We start from the raw sequence: 19,348 nt of genomic DNA, 5'->3' as shown, positions 1-19,348 counted from the left end.
GCACGCGACCACGACCGACCCGCCGTACCGGGGGCGACCGATGTCCGCTAACCGGAAGGGCGACCGCCGCGAGCGCGAGCTCGTCAACGCCCTCGACGAGGCCGGGTTCGCGGTGATGCGTGCGCCCGCAAGCGGGAGCGCGACCGAGCGCGAGCTGCCGGACGTGCTCGCGGGTAACGGCGAGCGGTTCTACGCGATCGAGGCCAAATCCAGCGCCGGCGACCCGATCTACCTCGACGGCGAGGAGGTGGAGGCGCTGCTGTTCTTCTCGCGGAACTTCGGCGCGAAGGCCCGCATCGCCGTCCGGTTCGACCGGGAGGATTGGTACTTCTTCCATCCGGGAGACCTCTACACGACCGACGGCGGCAACTACCGGGTGAAAAAGGAGACCGCGCTCGCGGACGGAACCGACTTCGCGGAGTTCGTCGGCGACTCCGAACGGACGACCCTCGACGACCTCTGATCGTCGGTTCGACATGCTTTTGGCCCGGCCGTCCGGAATCGGGCGTATGGACATCGACGCGGAGCTTCGTCGCCAGATCGTCGTCTCCCTCGCCGCGGTTCTCGTCTTCGTCGTCGGTCTCGTCGCGGTCGGAAGCCGATACGGAACCGGGACCGGGTCCTCCGGGGAGATCTCGCTGGCGCCCGCGGGCGGGATCGCCCTGGTCGGCCTTCTCGGCGGATTCGTGCTGTTGATGGCGCTGGTTGGCGTCTACCTGATGCGGGCGAACGACACGGACGGATCGATCTGAGCCGACGAACCGATCCGAGCCGACGAACCGATCCGAGCCGACGAACCGATCCGAGCCGACGAATCACTCCGAGACACGACGACGGGGCGACTGGCGGGAAGAACACCGAACGCCGTCCACCCGAGCCCGACGATCGGCCGGTCCCGACTTACGTCGCCTCGGCGACGTCGTTTCGGTCCCGCCAGTCGACCACGTCCTCGGCGTCCGCCAGCCGGGCCTCGTAGTAGGCCAGCGGGTCGCCGGCGACCTGCCAGTGGTCGTCCTCGTTGTGGCAGATCCCGTACGCGGAGAGCGTCTCGCAGGTCGGCGGCGGGTACTGGGCGCCGGCCTCGTCGCGGAGGTACTCGGTCTGATAGCGGATCCCCTCGGCGTCGAGGCTCGTGTCGGCGCAGAAGGCGACGATCTCGTCGGGGGACATCCCGATCGCCGTCAGGAACGCCATCAGCGCGAGACTCTCGGGGGGTGACAGCGCCGCCTCCCGTTCGGCCTTGTCGATCAGGTTGCGCATACACGGCGGGAACAGCTCGGGGACGACGACGTCGAACCCGCCGACCGTCGCCCGCTCGTCGAGGAGCCGGCGGAGGTCCGCGACGTGTGCCTCGAGGTCGCTGCCGATCCCGTCGTCGGCCGCGAACTCGAAGGGCAGTCCCTCCAGCACCCGGGAGCGAACCGCCCGCTCGAGGCACCGCTCGAGGTCCGCCCGGTCGATCCGAACCGCGCCGTCCCGGAGCTCGCGGTTGACGAGCCGCCACCGGTCGCCCCAATCGGGATCGGACAGCCGAAGATAGGGAGCGACGTCGATCCGGAACCACTCGGGATCCCGTGCGGATCGTGACGCGCGGGGACCGGCCGGCCCCGGCCCACCATCCCTCGACCCGCCACCCGCCGCGGGGACGGCGGGCCGAACCGCGTCGTCGAGGTCGAACTCCCGAAGGACGTCGGAGAGCTCGAGCGAGACCTCGTCGGTCGACCGGAGGGTGTCCTCCCGGTCGAGGTCCGCGCGGATCCGATCGGCGGCGGTGGCGGCCTCCGCGCTCGCGTACTTCTCGACGGCGGCGTTCGATTCGAGGAGGGAGACGAGGATCCGGGCGATCGGGTACGAGAGGAGCTCCGCTTTCGCGTCGTAGGCATCAGGGGTCTCGCTCGCGGTCGTTCCCGAGCGGAGCGCGCGCTCCACGCGCTCGCGGCCGCGCTCGACCGCCGGCGCGTCCGCGGCGACGAGCGCGGGCAACGAGACGTCGGCGCCCGCGACGGCCTCGCGGGCCGCCTCGAAGAACGGGTACCGCGCGTACAGCGAGTCCATCGTGACCCGGGGTTGGACGGGGGAGCGAATAAGCGGTGTGGTTGGTGTGGAAAAAGGATGGATCGCGTCGGCGAGCCGGCCTCAGCGCCGAACGGTCGTCTCGAGCGCGCCGATCCCCTCGATCTCGACGACGACCTCGTCGCCGTCCGCAAGCGGGCTGACGCCAGCGGGGGTTCCGGTCGCGATCACGTCGCCGGGCTCGAGGGTGATGAGATCGGTGACCTCGGCGATCAGCTCCGCGGGCGAGAAGCTGAGGGCGTCGATGCTGGAGGACTGTCGCGTCTCGCCGTTCACGCGGCACTCGATGGTCGCGTCGTCGGGAACCAGATCGGGGTCGGCCACGACCGGGCCGATCGGGGCGGCGTTGTCGAACGCCTTCCCGCGGACCCAGTTTTGCTCCCGGCGCTGGTCGTCGCGGTTGGAGAGGTCGTTCACGCACGTGTAGCCCGCGATGGCGTCCGCGGCGTCCGCCGCGTCGACGTTGCGACACTGCTGGCCGATCACGACGCCCAGCTCGGCCTCGTGGTCGATCCGGTCCGGGCCCGTCGGCAGCGTGACCGTGTCGCCGTGCGCCGACAGCGTGTTCGGCGGTTTCAAGAACAGCAGCGGCCGGTCCGGCACCTCGTTACCGGATTCGGCCGCGTGGTCGGCGTAGTTCAACCCGACGCAGACGATCTTGCTCGGGGAGACGGGCGGGAGGAACTCGACCGCGTCGACGTCGTACGTCTCGCCCGCGGCGAGGAGACCGTCGTCGGTCCACTCGCCGGTTCGAACGGTGCCGGCCGGATCGCGGAAGCGTGCGGTGCGCATCGTGCAACGGTATCGCGGATCGGGGCGATAAGGATTCCCCTTCATCGCGGCGGCGAGGGCGCCCGATTCGGCGGTCGAGCGCGGGCCAGCGGGTGCGACCGAGCCAGCGGCAGCGACCGGTTCAACGTGTTTATGTCGGCCGGGTGCCACCGCATCGTCAATGAGCGACACCAGCGAGACGGACGACTCCGTCGACGGAATCGGGCGGACCGACGCCGACGGGGACGAGCCGACCGTTCCGATCCGGTGTTCGGCCTGCGAGACGACGACGCGCGTCCCGCTGTCGTCGCTGGCCGACGCGATCGACCGCCATAACCGAAACCGCCACGACGGCAAGGAGATCGCCGAGGTCGCGCCGGGCATCGCCGACCGGCTGGCGGACCTCGTGGCGCGCGATATGGGCCTTCTCGAGGAGGAGTGAGCGGTCGCACGCCGACGAACGCGTGGGCCATCGCTCCTCGTTCGTCGACGTAGAAAGGACTCGCTCCGCTCGCTCGTCCTCGGATCCAAATCCCTTCGCACGCGCGCTCAACGATGACGTGAATCGCCTCGGGGTCAAGCCCCGGGGTATTCTCCTTGACCGCCGATAAAACGGCTCCTCAGCTCGCCGTGTCGTTCGTCGAAAAACGCCCGGAGCGGGATTTGAACCCGCGTCACGACCGTGACAGGGTCGTATGATGGGCCACTACACCATCCGGGCAGCCGGGTGGTCGCGTCGGTTGCAGCGGGAGCGCCCGGAGCGGGATTTGAACCCGCGTCACGACCGTGACAGGGTCGTATGATGGGCCACTACACCATCCGGGCCTGCTGCACTCTCGGGTAGCCGAGTAGCACAAATAAGGCTTGTCATCCGGCGCAGGCGTGTCGATCGCTCCCATTCGATCGGTCGGTCTCGGCCGACGCTCGGGCCTCGATCGGGGCGATTCGATCCGGGAGCGGCGTCACCCTTTTATGCCGACCGGCCGTGTGTTCGCGTATCACTCGCCCGCCGCCGGGAGCGGCGCTACCCGCCTCGGTTGGCAACTCTTATGAGCGTGGGGAGAATAACGACCTGTAGTATCTCGTGATAGCTTCTTCCCCCATCACCCATGGTAAACGTAACTGACCACGAACTCGTTCCGGACCACGAGCTCCTCGACGACCCGGAGGCGGTCGAGGAGGTGCTCGCGGAGTACAACGTATCGAAAACCGACCTGCCGCGGATCAAACGCACCGACCCGGCGCTGCCCGACGAGGCGGAGCCGGGCGACGTCGTCAAGATCGTCCGGGAGTCGCGGACGACCGACCAAGCGATCGTATATCGACTCGTGATCTCATGAACAGGGAAGACCGACGCGTCGTTTCGCGCGAATACTTCTCGGACGAACGGCTCGCAGAACACCACTTCCGCTCGTTCAACAACTTCCTGAACCGCGGGATGCAGGACGTCGTCGACGAGAAGGAGACGATCGAGACCGACATCGGCGACAAGGAGGGGCAAGAGCCCGTTTACGTCGAGCTCGGCGACGTCCGGATGGTCACCCCGCGCGTTCGCGAGGCCGACGGCTCCGAGGAGTTGCTGTATCCCCAGGAGGCCCGCCTTCGGAACATCACCTACTCCGCGCCGGTGTTCATGGAGATGTCCATCGTGCGCGGCGGCGAGGAGGAGCCGGAGACGGTCGTCGACTCCACCGAGACGAAGGTCGGCCGGATGCCGATCATGGTCGGCTCCGAGAAGTGCAACATGGCCGGCTTCTCCGACGAGGAACTGATCGACATCGGCGAGGACCCGGTTGACCCCGGCGGCTACTTCATCGTCAACGGCTCCGAGCGCGTGCTGATGACCTCGGAGGACCTGGCGCCGAACAAGATCCTCGCGGAGTACGACACGAAGTACGGCGACGAGATCCAGGTCGCCAAGACCTTCTCCCAGCGGCGCGGGTACCGCGCGCTGGTGCTGTGCGAGCGCAACCGCGAGGGGCTGCTCGAGGTCTCGTTCCCGTCCGTCTCGGGGTCGATCGACTTCGTCACGCTCGTGCGCGCGCTCGGGCTCGAGTCGGACGAGGAGATCGTCCATCGCGTCTCGGACGACCCGGAGATCGTGAAGTACATGCTCGAGAACCTCGAGGAGGCGTCCGTCCAGACCGAGGAGGAGGCCATCGAGGAGCTCGGCAAGCGCGTCGCCAGCGGCCAGGGGAAGAACTACCAGCTGAAGCGGGCCAACTACGTGATCGACCGCTACCTCCTGCCGCACCTCCACGAGGAGGGCGTCGAGGAGGAGGACGTGCGGATCAACAAGGCCTACTACCTCTGCCGGATGGCGGAGGCGTGCTTCGAGCTGGCGCTTGGGCGCCGCGAGTCCGACGACAAGGACCACTACGCGAACAAGCGACTCAAGGTCTCCGGCGACCTGATGAAGGACCTCTTCCGGACGGCGCTGAACAAGCTGGCGCGTGACGTGAAGTACCAGCTCGAGCGGGCGAACATGCGGAACCGCGAGCTCACCGTCAACACGGTCGTTCGCTCGGACGTGTTGACCGAGCGGCTCGAACATCCGATCGCGACGGGCAACTGGGTCGGCGGCCGGTCGGGCGTCTCCCAGCTCGTCGACCGGACGGACTACATGGGCGTGCTTTCGCACCTCCGTCGGCTCCGGTCGCCGCTGTCGCGCTCGCAGCCGCACTTCGAGGCGCGGGACCTGCACGCGACCCAGTGGGGTCGCATCTGTCCCTCCGAGACGCCGGAGGGGCCCAACTGTGGGCTCGTGAAGAACTTCGCGCAGGCGATGGAGCTGTCACAGGACGTCGAGGACGAACAGGGACTCAAACGCGAACTGGCGTCGATGGGTGTCGAGGGGATCCCCGGCATCGAGGGCGTCGACCGAACGACGGCGGACGATTGATATGGCATCATCAGAACGCGAAGCGAAAGTCTACGTCAACGGGAGCCTCGTCGGGACGCATCCGGACCCGGACGAGCTCGCCGAACAGATCCGAGAGGCACGGCGCCGCGGCGACGTCTCCGAGATGGTCAACGTCTCGGTGAAGGACCGCACGCGGGAAGTGATCGTGAACGCGGACGCGGGGCGGGCCCGCCGGCCGCTGATCGTCGTCGAGGACGGCGAGCCGCTGCTGTCCGACGAGGAGATCGACGCGCTCGAGGACGAGGACCTCGAGTTTCAGGACCTCGTCGACCGCGGCTACGTCGAGTTCATCGACGCCGAGGAGGAGGAGGACGTCTACGTCGCCGTCGACGAGGACGAGGTCACCGAGGAACACACCCATCTCGAGATCGATCCGCAGCTCATCTTCGGGATCGGCGCCGGGATGATCCCGTATCCCGAACACAACGCCAGCCCGCGGATCACGATGGGCGCGGGGATGATGAAGCAGTCGCTCGGACTGCCCTCCGCGAACTACCGGATCCGCCCGGACACCCGACAGCACCTGATGCATTACCCGCAGCTGTCGATGGTGAAGACCCAGACGACCGAGCAGATCAACTTCGACGACCGACCGGCGGCACAGAACTTCGTCGTCGCCGTGATGTCCTACGAGGGGTTCAACATCGAGGACGCGCTCGTGATGAACCAGGGCTCGGTCGACCGCGCGCTCGCGCGCTCGCACTTCTTCCGGACCTACGAGGGCGAGGAGCGCCGGTACCCCGGCGGCCAGGAGGACCGCTTCGAGATCCCGAGCCAGGACGTTCGCGGCGCGCGCGGCGAGGACGCGTACACGCATCTCGACGAGGACGGCCTCGTCAATCCCGAGACCAAGGTCGACGAGTCCTCGGTCCTGCTCGGCAAGACGAGCCCGCCCCGGTTCCTCGAGGAGCCGGACGACATGGGCGGCCTCTCGCCGCAGAAGCGGCGCGAGACGTCCGTCACGATGCGGTCCGGCGAGGACGGCGTCGTCGACACGGTCACCCTGATGGAGGGCGAGGACGGATCCAAGCTCTCGAAGGTGAAGGTCCGCGACGAGCGGATCCCGGAGCTGGGCGACAAGTTCGCGTCCCGACACGGCCAGAAGGGCGTCGTCGGCCACCTGGCGCCCCAGGAGGACATGCCCTTCACCGAGGAGGGGCTCGTTCCGGACCTCGTGTTGAACCCGCACGCGCTGCCCTCGCGGATGACCGTCGGCCACGTGCTCGAGATGCTCGGCGGCAAGGTCGGATCGCTGCGCGGCGAGCGCGTCGACGGGACGCCGTTCCAGGGCGAGGACGAGGAGGAACTCCGCGGCTCCCTCGAGGAGAACGGCTTCAAGTCCTCCGGCAAGGAGGTTATGTACTCCGGCGTCACCGGCGAGAAGATCGAGGCGGAGATCTTCGTCGGCACCATCTTCTACCACAAGCTCTACCACATGGTGTCGAACAAGCTGCACGCCCGCTCGCGCGGCCCCGTGCAGGTGCTCACCCGCCAGCCGACCGAGGGGCGCGCCCGCGAGGGCGGCCTGCGCGTCGGCGAGATGGAGCGGGACACCGTCATCGGCCACGGCGCCGCGATGGTGCTCAACGAGCGGCTGCTCGAGTCCTCGGACGCCGAGCAGGTGTACATCTCCGCGGAGACGGGGCTGGTCGCGGTCGAGGACCGCGAACAGCGCCGCGTGTACGACCCGGTCACCGGCGACGAGGACGACATCCACGAGCTGGAGGTCAGCTACGCGTTCAAGCTCCTGCTCGACGAGATGATCGCGCTCGGCATTCGCCCGAAGCTCGAACTGGAGGACGCGGTCTAGGAGACCACACACATGTCAATGCAAACACCGAAACAACTCGGCGGTATCTCCTTCGGGCTGATGGACCCGGAGACGTATCGGGACATGTCCGCCACGAAGGTCATCACGGCGGACACCTACGACGACGACGGCTACCCCATCGATATGGGGCTGATGGACCCCCGGCTCGGCGTCATCGATCCGGGGCTGGAGTGTCGAACCTGCGGCTCCCACTCGGGGTCGTGTAACGGCCACTTCGGCCACATCGAGCTGGCGGCGCCGGTCATCCACGTCGGCTTCACGAAGCTCATCCGGCGGCTGCTCCGGTCGACGTGCCGGGAGTGCGGCCGGCTCGCGCTCGAGGAACACGAACGCGAGGAGTTCAGCGACCGCTACGAGCGGGCACGCGAGCTCGGCGACGACCAGACGGACGTGCTGAAGGCGGCCGTCCGGCAGGCCCGAAAGGCATCGACGTGTCCCTTCTGCGGGGAGCCGCAGGCCGACATCAAACACGAGAAGCCGACGACCTACTACGAGGTGCAGGACGTCCTCTCCGGGGAGTACTCCGAGCGCATCGCCGAGGCGATGCAGCCCGACCCCGACGACGAGGACGACACCGGGACGACGCCGTCGGAGCTGGCCGACGAGACGGGGATCGCGCTCGACCGGATCAACGACATCATGGCGGGGGAATTCCGCCCCCGCGACGAGGACCGGCGGGCGATCGAGCGCGCGCTCGACGTCGACCTGACCGAGGAGGACATGAACAAGCTCATGCCCTCCGACGTGCGCGATTGGTTCGAGGACATCCCCGACGGGGACCTGGAGGTGCTCGGGATCGACGCCGAGAACTCCCGTCCGGAGTGGATGATCCTGACCGTCCTCCCGGTTCCGCCGGTGACCACCCGTCCGTCGATCACCCTCGACAACGGCCAGCGGTCGGAGGACGACCTCACCCACAAGCTCGTTGATATCATCCGCATCAACCAGCGGTTCATGGAGAACCGCGAGGCTGGCGCGCCACAGCTCATCATCGAGGACCTCTGGGAGCTGCTGCAGTACCACGTCACCACGTTCATCGACAACGAGATCTCCGGAACGCCGCCGGCGCGGCACCGCTCCGGTCGACCGCTGAAGACGCTCTCACAGCGGCTGAAGGGCAAGGAAGGGCGCTTCCGCGGGTCGCTGTCGGGCAAGCGCGTGAACTTCTCGGCCCGGACCGTCATCTCGCCGGACCCGACCCTCTCGCTCAACGAGGTCGGCGTCCCCGACCGGGTCGCCACCGAGATGACCCAGACGCTGAACGTCACCGAACGCAACGTCGAGGAGGCACGCCAGTACGTCCACAACGGTCCCGAGGCACATCCGGGCGCGAACTACGTGCGCCGGCCCGACGGCCGCCGGCTCAAGGTGACCGAGAAGAACTGCGAGGAGCTCGCCGAGAAGGTCGAGGAGGGCTGGGAGGTCAACCGCCACCTGATCGACGGCGACATCGTGATCTTCAACCGACAGCCGTCGCTACACCGGATGTCGATCATGGCCCACGAGGTCGTGGTGATGCCGTACAAGACGTTCCGGCTGAACACCACGGTCTGTCCGCCGTACAACGCCGACTTCGACGGCGACGAGATGAACATGCACGCCCTCCAGAACGAGGAGGCGCGGGCGGAGGCGCGCGTGCTGATGCGCGTCCAGGAGCAGATCCTCTCGCCGCGGTTCGGCGAGAACATCATCGGCGCCATCCAGGACCACATCTCCGGCACCTACCTGCTCACCCACACCAACCCCGAGTTCACCGAGACGCAGGCGCTCGACCTGCTCCGGGCGACGCGGGTCGACGAGCTGCCCGAGCCGGACGGGATCGACGACGACGGCACGGAGTACTGGACGGGACGCTCGCTGTTCTCGGAGCTGCTTCCGGACGACCTCGAGCTCGAGTTCACCTCCTCGACCGGCGACGACGTCGTCATCGAGAACGGCCAGCTCGTGGAGGGGACGATCGATGAGGACGCCGTCGGTGCCTTCGGCGGCGACGTCGTCGACACGATCACCAAGGTCTACAGCGAGACGCGCGCCCGCGTGTTCATCAACGAGGTCGCGGCGCTGGCGATGCGGGCGATCATGCACTTCGGCTTCTCGATCGGGATCGACGACGAGTCGATCCCGCCCGAGGCCGAGGAGCAGGTCGACGAGGCGATCGACAACGCCTACGACCACATCGAGGAACTGATCGAGACCTACGAGGCGGGCGAGCTCGAAAGCCTGCCCGGTCGGACGGTCGACGAGACCCTCGAGATGAAGATCATGCAGACGCTCGGGAAGGCCCGGGACTCGGCCGGCGAGATCGCCGACCAGCACTTCGGCGACGACAACCCGGCGGTCGTGATGGCACGCTCCGGCGCGCGTGGGTCGATGCTGAACCTCACGCAGATGGCCGGCTGCGTCGGCCAGCAGGCGGTTCGCGGCGAGCGGATCAACCGCGGCTACGAGGACCGGACGCTGTCGCACTACCAGCCGAACGACCTCTCGGCGGAGGCGCACGGCTTCGTCGAGAACTCCTATCGCGCCGGCCTGACGCCGCGTGAGTTCTTCTTCCACGCGATGGGCGGCCGCGAGGGGCTCGTCGACACGGCGGTCCGGACCTCCAAGTCCGGCTACCTCCAGCGCCGGCTCATCAACGCGCTCTCCGAACTGGAGGCGCAGTACGACGGCTCGGTCCGGGACACCTCCGGAACGGTCGTCCAGTTCGAGTTCGGCGAGGACGGCACCTCCCCGATCAAGGTCTCCTCCTCCGAGGACAACGACATCGAGGTCGACCGGATCGCCGACCGCGTGCTCACGGCCGAGTTCGAGGACGACGCCGAGAAGGAGGAGTTCCTCGGCCGCAAGCAGCGTCCGACGAACATCTCCGAACACGCCGGGCCCGGCCTGAACAAGGCGCAGGGCCTGGGGGTGGACTCCGATGACTGAGACCGACGCATACGACCACGTCACCGACGACATCGCGGCGCTGATCGAGGACACCGAGCTCTCGCGGCGGCTGAAGGAGCGCGTCTACGAGACGATCGAGGAGAAGGCCGACGAACACGGCGGGATCACGACCGAGCAGGCCGCCGACATCATCACCGGCGTCGAGAACCGGTATCTCGAGACCCGAATCGAGCCGCTCGACCCCGTCGGCACCGTCTCCGCGCAGTCGATCGGTGAGCCCGGAACGCAGATGACCATGAACACCTTCCACTACGCGGGCGTCGCGGAGATCGACGTCACGCAGGGGCTCCCCCGGCTCATCGAGCTGGTGGACGCCCGGAAGACGCCGGACACGCCGATGATGACGGTCCACCTCGAGGGCGAGTACGCGACCGACCGCGAGAAGGCCCACGAGGTCGTCTGGTCGATCGAGTCGACGAGGATCCTCGCGCTCGGGGACGTCTCGACGAACGTCGCCGACATGCTCGTCCGGATCGACCTGAACGACGAGACGCTGCTGGAGCGGTGGCCGACCCACTCGGACCCGACCGAGGTGGCGGGGATCATCAGCGAGACGATCGAGGACGCGCTCGGCGTCGACACCCGACAGGCCGGAACGGTCATCGAGTTCGGCCCGAACCAGCCGAGCTACCGCGAGCTGCTCCAGCTCGTCGAGCAGCTCCGGGACGTCGTCTTCAAGGGCATCGAGGAGGTCGAACGCGTCGTCATCCGGAAGGAGCAACTCGAGGACGGCGAGGAGTTCGTCCTCTACACGGAGGGGTCGGCCTTCGGCGACGTGCTCTCGATCGAGGGCGTCGACGACACCCGAACCACGTGTAACAACATCCACGAGATCTACCGCAACCTGGGCGTCGAGGCGGCCCGGGAGGCGATCATCGACGAGACGATGAACACCCTCGAGGAGCAGGGCCTCGACGACGTGAACATCCGCCACCTGATGTTGGTCGCCGACATTATGACGAACAACGGCGAGATCGAGTCGATCGGTCGCCACGGCATCTCCGGCTCGAAGGACTCGGTGCTCGCGCGGGCGGCCTTCGAGGTGACGGTCAACCACCTGCTGGACGCGGCGGTCCACGGCGAGTACGACGAGCTCGACGGGGTCATCGAGAACGTCATCGCCGGCAAGCCGGTCTCCATCGGCACCGGCGACGTCGACCTCCGGATGGGGTCGCGAGCGAGCGGCTCCGGTCCGGCGGACGACTGATGCGGGTGGAGCTCTCCGACGAGGCTCGGCGGTACATCGCCCGGTTCGACGAGGTGACCGGCGTGACCCCGACGGACTGCCTCGTGGAGGGCGACCGGCTGGTGTTCGTGGTTCCCGCCGGGGAGATGGCGGCCGCGATCGGCCAGGGCGGCGAGACCGTCAAGCGCGCCGAGGAGCGGATCGGCAAGTCGATCGAGCTCGTCGAGGACGCCGACACGGCGGCGGCGTTCGTCGCGAGCGCGCTCGCGCCGGCGGCGGTCCGGGCGGTGACCATCTCCGAGCAGAACGACCGGGTCGCCTACGTCGAGGTCGCGGAGGCCGACCGCGGCGTGGCGATCGGCGAGGACGGGACGGCGATCGAGACCGCGCGGACGCTCGCGAAGCGCCACTTCGACGTCGACGACGTCCAGCTGACCTGACCGGACAAGATTTGACCCGACCGAACCGGATCCGATCCGACTGGACCGGATCCGAAACGACCGGGCCAGATCCGACCGAATCGGATCCGAAACGACCGGCCACCCGGATATCGGCGACGACTATTCCACGCTCGAACGGCTAGCCGTCGGCATGGAGATCGACCTCATCGCGGCGGTGGACCGCGACGGCGCGATCGGGACCGGCGAGGACGTTCCCTGGGAGTACCCCGAGGACATCGACCAGTACCGCGCCCGAATCGGCGACCGGCCGGCGATCATAGGGAGACGGACGTTCGACCAGATGAGCGACCCACCGGGCGATCCGGTGATCGTGTTGACGCGGGACGCCACGCGCCAAACGGCGGATCCCGGCGTCAGCTTCGTCACCGACCCGGCCGCGGCGATCGACCGGGCGGAGGAGACTGACGCCGATCGAGTATTCGTCAACGGCGGCGAGGCGATCTACCGGGTATACGTCCCCTACGCCACCGGCGCGTACGTCTCCGAGATCCCGGAGCGAAGCGGCGGCGACGCGCACTTCCCGTATCTCGGAGCGGGATGGGAGGTGGCGGAGACGGTCGCGTACGACCGGTTCGACCTCCTTCGGTACCGAAACCGCGATCCGGCGCCGACGGCGGCGCTCCGAGGTGGGTAGGGCGGACCCCGTCGGAACGTCGGCCTCACGCAAAGAAGGGCCGTCGGAGGTCGGCGACACGCGGCATCGGGGTCGGTCCGATCCGGCCGAGCGTCACGCTGCGTCCGGGTCGGCCGGTGTGTGGTCGACGAGGGCGATCCGGTCGGTCGGACCGTCGTCGGCCACGCGGATGCGGGTCACCGACCCGTTCGCGAACGACTGGTCGGTGAGCGCGTCGACGACGTCGAGCCCCCTGACTCGACCGCAGACCAGCCGGATCGGGTTGTGGTGGGTCACGGCGACGATCGGGGCGTCGTTCGCCGGCGCGCGCCCGCGGAGGTCCGCGAACGCGGCGTGAACGCGCTCGCGGACGTCGACCCAGCTCTCGCCGCTGTCGGGGGTGTAGGTCGTTGCATCGGACCCCTCGGCGAGGAGGTCGAGCTCGGGAAACCGCTCGAAGAGCCCCTCGGCGTCGAGCCCCTGATAGCGGCCGAAGTCCCGCTCGCGGAGGCGCGGGTCGGTCGTCGGCTCGACGCCGAGCGCGTCGGCGATCGGCGCGGCCGTCTCGCGGGCACGGGCGAGATCGGAGGTGACGAGGGCGGCGTCGGCCGTCCCGATCTCGTCCGCGAGATGCTCCGCGAGGCGACTGGCCTGTCGTCTGCCGGCGGCGTTCAGGCCGACCGGCGCCCAGCCCTGCACGCGGTCGGCGGCGTTCCAGGCGGTCTCGCCGTGACGAACGAACAGGATCTCGGACACGGGTTGGTTTTGGCGGATCGTGACTAAAGGGATTCGCCCTCGTGTGGGCGGGTGTGGGGAGGTGTGGAGGGATGTGGAGTGGAGAAGCGATGAACGCGGTGATCGCGACACGTTATTGTCGGCCGGGTGCCTAGCGGCGTCGAACGATGTCGCCGAGCGACGAGGCGTTGCCGTCCGCCCTTCGAGAGGCGGTCGCCGCCACCGTCAGTCGGATGCGGACGGCAAGGCGGGAGGCGCTCGCGGCGTCCGCCGCCGAGAATCGGCGGTGGGAGTACGGCGGCCGGACGTGGTACTGGCCGGGCGGGGAGGAGCTGCCGTACTTCTTCGAGCTGTGTGAGGGCGAGGACGCGGCGCTCTCGGCGTTGGAGGAGCGGTTCGGCCTCTCCCGGCTCGGGGTGGGAACGGGACGCGTCGTGCTCACCGGCGCGATCGCGGCCGACGCGGTCGGCGATCGGGAGGACGATGTGGTCGGCGATCGGGAGGACGATGCGGTCGATGATCGGGGGGTTGGCGACGACCGGATCGTAGACGCCGCGGCCGGCGACGGCAGTCGAGCGATCAAGCTGGCCCGATACGGTCCGAGCGCGGAGATGGGGGACGGTCGGCGGCAGAACCGCCGGGAGCGGGAGCTCTCCGCCGCGATCGACGGCCACCCCTTCCTCCCGGTTCTGAACTGGGACCCCGACGATGACTGGGTCGTGATGCCGCGGGCCCGGGTGCCGGACGCGGACGGACCGGACACCGAGCGCGTTCTGGAGTCGGTCCGGTCCGCGCTGGAGCCGTACGCCGACCGCGTGCACTTCGACGAAGTAAAGCCCGAAAACGTCGGTCGCTGGAACGGTCGGGTGTGGCTCCTCGACTACGGGCGACCACCGGGGGACCGACCGCCGGAATCGGGAGCCGACCGATTTTAGGTGGATAAGGTGATAATAGGACTCGTGAGCATCGATACGATCCTACTGGGCGTCGGAACGGACGGCGAGGAACAGGTGCGTCGACTGGCGGAGGAGACGGTCGACGTCGCGGGACCGTGTGAAGCCGAGGTCGTGTTGACCCACGTCTTCACCGAGGAAGCCCTCGAGGAGAGTCGAAAGCGGCTGAACATCGAACCGGGAAGCGAGGACGCGACGCCGGACGGGGTCGCGAAGCGTCACGCCACGATCCGCGATCTGGCCGACGTGATGGAGGACGCCGGCGTCGACTACCGCGTTCGCGGCGCGGTCGGCGAGCACGGCCAGGCGATCGCGGACCTCGCGGAGGAGGTGACCGCCGACCGGGTGGTCGTCGGCGGACGAAAGCGGTCGCCGACGGGGAAGGCCGTCTTCGGGAGCGTGGCCCAGACGGTGATGCTCTCCTCGCCGTGTCCCGTGACGTTCGTCCGCGAGGACACGCGGTGAGGAGCCCGGATCGACCGCAAGGTTCCAAAGGCTCCGGCCCGAAGGGCGAGTGATGAGCGACTCCCTGGCGGACCGGATCGAGACGTGGATGGTCGGGCAGATGCCGATCATCCGGATGCACGGCGGCACGAGCGTCGTCCGCGAGGCGGACCCCGAGACCGGCGAGGTCGTCGTCGAGCTCGGCGGCACCTGTTCGGGCTGCGGGATCTCGAACGTGACCGCGACGAACATCAAACGCGACCTGCTCGCGGACTTCGAGGAGGTCACCGACGTGACGGTTCGCGTCCCCTCCACCGGCGACCAGGGCGCATCGACCGTCGAAGGGGGTCGCGGCGGCGAGTTGCAACACGAGACCGACGCCGCCGACCACTTCTAGCCGCCCGGCAGGGCCCGCGCGGCCATACTTATACGGATCGACCGGCAACGAACGGATATGTCGCGACGCTCGGATCGCGGTCCGCCGGACCGGTCGCTGCGAGCCGAGGAGGTGTACTGCACCAGCTGCGGCGAGGCGATCAAGCGGGAGGCGGAACTGTGTCCCAACTGCGGCGTTCGCAACGAGGTCGCCGGCGGCGGGCGTGCCGGGGGTGCCGGCGGCGGAACTCGCGCGAGTGGCGCCAGCGGCCGTCGGTCGGGCCGCGGCGGGCCCGGTTCGACCGGCACCGCAGCAGCCGGGACGACAGCAGCCGGATCCGCGCCGGGCGGAACCGGAACGGCCGATGCGGCCGGAACGAGCGGGACGACGGTCTCCGACACGTGGTGGTACGGCGTCGCGGGCGCGACCGCGCTGTGGGCGGTGCTGCTCGTGGTATCGGGGGTGGGGGGCTCGCTCGGCGCCCTTGGGGGACTGTTGGTCCTCGTAGCGTGGATCGGGCTTCCGGCGTCGGCGTACTTCGATATGCAGTACGTCCGTGCCAACAGTGACTGGGACCCGAACACGGCCGTCTGGGTGCTGGTGCTCGCGATCTGGTTCGTCGGGATGATCGCGGGCGCGATCTATCTCTATCGGCGCCACGAAACGCTGGGAACGCCGTGAACAGCGAGTCCGATCCGAGCCTCGGGACCCGGAACTCCACCCTCAATCGTTCTCGAGGGCGACGCCGTCGTTCAACGCCGCGCCATCGTCGAGATCCGCACCCCCCGTGGCGGACGGCGCAGGAACGTCCGCGGACGCGTCGACCTGGGATGTGGACGACGGACCGGCGTTCGTCGTGTCGGTCGGCGCCTCCAGTCCGAGCCCGTGCTGGACCGCCAGCCACGCGAGGACGACCAGGACGACCACGTCGAAGTGGACCTGCGTCGTCGAGAGGTCGACGGCGGCGGTGAGCCCGGCGACCACGACCGCCGCGCTGTAGAGGTACGCCGGGACGGCGACGGCCGCGGCGACCAGTGACGGGGTCACGGTCCCGGCGGCAAGCGCCGCGCGGGCGCGGTCGAGCATCGGCTTGCCGGCGAACCGCAACACGATCCCCGAGAGGACGGCGACGTTCAGATAGAAGTTGAAGCCGCCGGTCGTCGCCAGCCCCGAGCGAAGGAGCGCGGCGATCTCGGGACCGAGCAGCCACTCGAACCGTATGGGGTAGACCACGCTCGCGTACGGCACGAGCGCCATCAGCCCGGCCAGCACGCCGGCGGCGAACCGCGCGCCGGCCCACTGGCGCGCACGGCGATTCCGGAAGGCGTCGTCGCGGCTCTCGACCGTCCGGCCGACGTCGGTGAGTCGGTCGACGAGGTCCGCGGGCGCGCGGACGTCCGCGTCGTAGTACACGCCCACCGTCCCGGTGCCGTAGCTCGCGGTCGCGCCGTGAACGCCCGCGAGCCGCTCGAGGGCCGCCTCGATCCGCGTGGGACAGTCGAGGCAGTCGAACCCGTCGACCTCGAAGACGACGTGGGCCGCGTCCTCGGGTGCGTAGGTTCTCGACGGCGCGGACGGGCCGACGGCGTCCTCCGGGTCCGCCCCGTCCCTGCAGCGTCGACAGCGGTGCTCGTGCGCGTGGGATCCCTGCGTCGGAGATCCCTCCGCGGTGGAGTCCGTCGTCGGTGATTCCTGCGTCGTGGTCGACATCGTGTTCCCGGCCTCTGCCCGAACTCGGCCGCCCGCGATCATCAATCCACCGATAGAATGCACCAGTATTTAAGTTGAATAAAAGTTGCGGCGGAACACGTATGGGGCAAGCGGCCGGATCGGCGGGCATCGCCGATGCGCTACTTCGAGGACTTTCCCGTGGGAGAGACGGCCGCGTTCGGGAGCCGAACGCTGACGCGGTCGGAGATCGTCGAGTTCGCGGGGGAGTACGACCCGCAGCCGTTCCACACCGACGCCGAGCGCGCGTGCGAGTCACGCTACGACGGGCTCATCGCGAGCGGACTCCACACCTTCGCGGTGACGATCCGGCTGATGGCCGAGCATCTCACCGCCGACGCCGCGTTCGTCGGCGCGGTCGGGATCGACGAGCTGCGGTGGCCCGCGCCGGTGCGGCCCGGCGAGACGCTCGCGGTCGAAACGCGGGTCGCCCGGACGGAGGAGCGGTCCCCGCGGACCGGACTGGTCGAGTTCGACGTGACGGTCCACGGGGACGACGAGCCCGTGTTGCGGATGCACCCGTTGTTGCTGTTCGAACGGCGCGAGGCCGACCCGGAGGTGTGAACGCTCGGGGACCGGAGACGGACCGGGGCTGAGCGCTCCGGATCCGGGTCGCTCGGGAGTCCGAAAGCTCGAGGGTCGATCCGCTCGGGACGACGCCGTCGGGAGCCACCGAGCCGACCTCGTTTCGGGATGGGGCAGGCTACCTCGAGCTCACGTGGGAACTTATCGGGATCCGTCGAGAGGGATCGGATATGACCGACCCATTCGTCGTCATCGGCGGCGACGCCGCGGGGCTGAGCGCCGCAAGCAAGCTGAAACGGGAGCGGCCGGACCGGGACGTGATCGTCTTCGAGAAGGGAACGTGGGTGTCCTACGCGCAGTGCGGGATGCCCTACTACGTGAAAGGCGAGGTCGACTCCCTGCGTGACCTCCTCTCGTTGACCCCCGAGGCGGTCGCCGACCGCGGGATCGACCTTCGACGCCGCCACGAGGTCGTTGGGGTGAACGTCGCGGACCGAACCGTGACCGTCGAGGGTGAGTCGGGCCGGTTCGAGCGGCCGTACGGCGATCTCCTCGTTGCGACCGGCGCACACGCGGTCGCGGATCCCATCGCGGGATCCGACCTGACCGGCGCGTTCACGATACACAGTATGGACGCCGCCGCGGCGCTGCGGGCGTTTCTCACGCCACCGAGCGAGAGCGACGGCGGCGGTGATGGAGATGGCGGCGATGGCGGCGATGACGGCGGTCGAACCGCGATCCCGGACGTCGAGTACGTCGACGCCGAGCGAGTCGAGCGGTACGCCGCGATGGAGCCGCCGACGAGCGCCGCGATCGTCGGGGGCGGGTACGTCGGCGTCGAGATGGCCGAGGCGCTCAGCGCGCACGACCTCGACGTACATCTCTTCCAGCGACCCGACCGGCTGCTGCCGGAGTTCGGCGACGCGGTCGGCGAGACGGTCGCGGCGACGCTCGCCGACCACGACGTCGACGTCCGGACCGGGACCGAGGTCGAACGGCTGGCCGGGACGGACCGGGTCGAGGCCGTCGTCACCGCGGACGAACGGGTGCCGGTGGATCTCGCGCTGATCGGGATCGGCGTGCGGCCGAACGCGGGGATCGTCGACGGCACCCCGATCGAACGCGGCGCGTCGGGCGCGATCGCGACCGACGAGTACGGCCGAACGACGGCGGACCGGGTGTTCGCCGCCGGCGACTGCGCGGAGATGCGGCACGCGGTGACCGGCGAGCCCGACTGGGTGCCGCTCGGACTGACGGCCAACCGGGCCGGGCGGGCGATCGGGAACACGGTCGCCGGGACGCCGACGCCGGTCGGCGAGATCGCGGGTACGGCGGCCGTGAAGGCCTTCGAGCAGGAGTGTGGCCGGACGGGAATCATCGACCACGGTCGGGCACGGGAGGCCGGCTTCGATCCCGTCTCGGAGACCGTCACGGCCGGCTCCCGGTCAGGGTACTACCCCGGCGCCGCCGAAACGACGGTGACGCTCACCGCCGACCGCGAGACCGGGCGGCTGCTGGGCGGCAGCATCGTCGGGACCGACCGCGCCGCGATCCGGATCGACACGCTCGCGACGGCGCTCGAATCCGACCTCACCGTGCCGGAGCTCGAGCGGCTCGACCTCGCCTACGCGCCGCCGTTCAGCCCGGTCTGGGACCCGGTTCTGGTCGCGGCGAAGGTGTTGAACGGCCGGCTCCCGGACGCCGAGTGAGTCGAACGAGCGACGTCGATCGCGCGTCGGCGCCCTCGCGTCGACGGGGACCCGCCGACGTTCCGCCACGC

Annotated in this window: 20 protein-coding genes and 2 tRNA genes; 16 read left to right on the top strand and 6 right to left on the bottom strand. The window is 69.0% G+C overall.

Annotation, left to right across the window (positions count from 1 at the left end):
* Positions 1-40: 40 nt before the first annotated feature.
* Positions 41-463 (top strand): Holliday junction resolvase Hjc, encoded by a 423-nt coding sequence (gene hjc, locus BLV25_RS03680; protein WP_021075175.1) that lies wholly within the window; start codon positions 41-43, stop codon positions 461-463.
* A 46-nt stretch (positions 464-509) separates the two neighbouring features.
* On the top strand, positions 510-752 hold the full coding sequence (locus BLV25_RS03675; RefSeq protein WP_021075176.1) for a DUF7472 family protein: 243 nt from the start codon (positions 510-512) through the stop codon (positions 750-752).
* Positions 753-900: 148 nt separating this feature from the next.
* Here BLV25_RS03675 and BLV25_RS03670 read toward each other — a convergent pair whose 3' ends face one another.
* Together BLV25_RS03670 and BLV25_RS03665 are read right to left on the bottom strand one after the other, a co-directional pair.
* On the bottom strand, positions 901-2,055 hold the full coding sequence (locus tag BLV25_RS03670; RefSeq protein ID WP_092730940.1) for a DNA primase: 1,155 nt from the start codon (positions 2,053-2,055) through the stop codon (positions 901-903).
* A gap of 81 nt (positions 2,056-2,136) precedes the next feature.
* Positions 2,137-2,865 (bottom strand): fumarylacetoacetate hydrolase family protein, encoded by a 729-nt coding sequence (locus BLV25_RS03665; protein WP_092730938.1) that lies wholly within the window; start codon positions 2,863-2,865, stop codon positions 2,137-2,139.
* A 160-nt stretch (positions 2,866-3,025) separates the two neighbouring features.
* On the opposite strand from BLV25_RS03665, the gene BLV25_RS03660 reads away from it, so the two are divergent.
* Positions 3,026-3,286, top strand: a complete 261-nt coding sequence (locus tag BLV25_RS03660) for a hypothetical protein (RefSeq protein WP_256335644.1) — start codon at positions 3,026-3,028, stop codon at positions 3,284-3,286.
* Between the two features lie 206 nt (positions 3,287-3,492).
* Here the strand turns inward: BLV25_RS03660 and BLV25_RS03655 are convergent.
* Together BLV25_RS03655 and BLV25_RS03650 are read right to left on the bottom strand one after the other, a co-directional pair.
* Positions 3,493-3,565: transfer RNA gene (locus BLV25_RS03655), tRNA-Asp, on the bottom strand.
* 31 nt (positions 3,566-3,596) lie between these two features.
* Positions 3,597-3,669: transfer RNA gene (locus BLV25_RS03650), tRNA-Asp, on the bottom strand.
* A gap of 284 nt (positions 3,670-3,953) precedes the next feature.
* Between BLV25_RS03650 and BLV25_RS03645 the strand changes: the two genes are divergently transcribed.
* From BLV25_RS03645 to BLV25_RS03615, 7 genes are all read left to right on the top strand, one after another.
* The gene (locus tag BLV25_RS03645) at positions 3,954-4,184 is read left to right on the top strand and encodes a DNA-directed RNA polymerase subunit H (RefSeq protein ID WP_021075284.1); all 231 of its coding nucleotides are present in this window, start codon (positions 3,954-3,956) and stop codon (positions 4,182-4,184) included.
* On the top strand, positions 4,181-5,746 hold the full coding sequence (locus BLV25_RS03640; protein WP_021075283.1) for a DNA-directed RNA polymerase subunit B'': 1,566 nt from the start codon (positions 4,181-4,183) through the stop codon (positions 5,744-5,746). The genes BLV25_RS03645 and BLV25_RS03640 overlap by 4 nt, the downstream gene beginning before the upstream one ends.
* A 1-nt stretch (position 5,747) precedes the next feature.
* Positions 5,748-7,577, top strand: a complete 1,830-nt coding sequence (rpoB, locus tag BLV25_RS03635) for a DNA-directed RNA polymerase subunit B (protein ID WP_021075282.1) — start codon at positions 5,748-5,750, stop codon at positions 7,575-7,577.
* 18 nt (positions 7,578-7,595) lie between these two features.
* Complete coding sequence (locus BLV25_RS03630) at positions 7,596-10,526, top strand: DNA-directed RNA polymerase subunit A' (RefSeq protein ID WP_092730936.1); 2,931 nt, start codon at positions 7,596-7,598, stop codon at positions 10,524-10,526.
* On the top strand, positions 10,519-11,754 hold the full coding sequence (rpoA2, locus tag BLV25_RS03625) for a DNA-directed RNA polymerase subunit A'' (RefSeq protein WP_021075280.1): 1,236 nt from the start codon (positions 10,519-10,521) through the stop codon (positions 11,752-11,754). The genes BLV25_RS03630 and rpoA2 overlap by 8 nt, the downstream gene beginning before the upstream one ends.
* Positions 11,754-12,173: a NusA-like transcription termination signal-binding factor gene (locus BLV25_RS03620; protein WP_092730934.1), complete on the top strand. Its 420-nt coding sequence runs from the start codon at positions 11,754-11,756 to the stop codon at positions 12,171-12,173. The genes rpoA2 and BLV25_RS03620 overlap by 1 nt, the downstream gene beginning before the upstream one ends.
* A 151-nt stretch (positions 12,174-12,324) precedes the next feature.
* Complete coding sequence (locus BLV25_RS03615) at positions 12,325-12,828, top strand: dihydrofolate reductase (protein WP_092730932.1); 504 nt, start codon at positions 12,325-12,327, stop codon at positions 12,826-12,828.
* Positions 12,829-12,921: 93 nt separating this feature from the next.
* On the opposite strand, the gene BLV25_RS03610 is transcribed toward BLV25_RS03615, so the two are convergent.
* A complete protein-coding gene (locus BLV25_RS03610) occupies positions 12,922-13,563 on the bottom strand; it encodes a histidine phosphatase family protein (protein ID WP_218128600.1) in 642 nt (213 codons plus the stop codon).
* A gap of 146 nt (positions 13,564-13,709) precedes the next feature.
* On the opposite strand from BLV25_RS03610, the gene BLV25_RS03605 reads away from it, so the two are divergent.
* From BLV25_RS03605 to BLV25_RS03590, 4 genes are read left to right on the top strand one after another with little or no spacing between them, the layout of a single operon-like run.
* Positions 13,710-14,477, top strand: a complete 768-nt coding sequence (locus BLV25_RS03605) for a hypothetical protein (RefSeq protein WP_092730930.1) — start codon at positions 13,710-13,712, stop codon at positions 14,475-14,477.
* 24 nt (positions 14,478-14,501) lie between these two features.
* Entirely contained in the window at positions 14,502-14,960 is a 459-nt protein-coding gene (locus BLV25_RS03600) for a universal stress protein (protein ID WP_021075275.1), read from the top strand.
* A 52-nt stretch (positions 14,961-15,012) separates the two neighbouring features.
* Positions 15,013-15,336 (top strand): NifU family protein, encoded by a 324-nt coding sequence (locus BLV25_RS03595; RefSeq protein WP_021075274.1) that lies wholly within the window; start codon positions 15,013-15,015, stop codon positions 15,334-15,336.
* A 57-nt stretch (positions 15,337-15,393) separates the two neighbouring features.
* Positions 15,394-15,996: a zinc ribbon domain-containing protein gene (locus tag BLV25_RS03590; RefSeq protein ID WP_092730928.1), complete on the top strand. Its 603-nt coding sequence runs from the start codon at positions 15,394-15,396 to the stop codon at positions 15,994-15,996.
* A gap of 42 nt (positions 15,997-16,038) precedes the next feature.
* On the opposite strand, the gene BLV25_RS03585 is transcribed toward BLV25_RS03590, so the two are convergent.
* A complete protein-coding gene (locus BLV25_RS03585) occupies positions 16,039-17,025 on the bottom strand; it encodes a cation transporter (protein ID WP_176819433.1) in 987 nt (328 codons plus the stop codon).
* A 135-nt stretch (positions 17,026-17,160) separates the two neighbouring features.
* On the opposite strand from BLV25_RS03585, the gene BLV25_RS03580 reads away from it, so the two are divergent.
* Together BLV25_RS03580 and BLV25_RS03575 are read left to right on the top strand one after the other, a co-directional pair.
* Positions 17,161-17,607 carry a MaoC/PaaZ C-terminal domain-containing protein gene (locus tag BLV25_RS03580; RefSeq protein ID WP_092730925.1) on the top strand — a complete coding sequence of 149 codons (447 nt, stop codon included), beginning with the start codon at positions 17,161-17,163 and terminating at the stop codon, positions 17,605-17,607.
* Positions 17,608-17,798: 191 nt separating this feature from the next.
* Positions 17,799-19,277, top strand: coding sequence for an FAD-dependent oxidoreductase (locus tag BLV25_RS03575; protein ID WP_092730923.1), 1,479 nt, complete (start codon positions 17,799-17,801; stop codon positions 19,275-19,277).
* Positions 19,278-19,348: the final 71 nt, after the last annotated feature.

The organism is Halopenitus persicus (assembly GCF_900107205.1).
In the GTDB taxonomy this organism is placed as follows: Archaea; Halobacteriota; Halobacteria; order Halobacteriales; family Haloferacaceae; genus Halopenitus; species Halopenitus persicus.
Note: the sequence above shows the minus strand (reverse complement) of the source record. Positions and strands in the feature narration are given on the sequence as shown.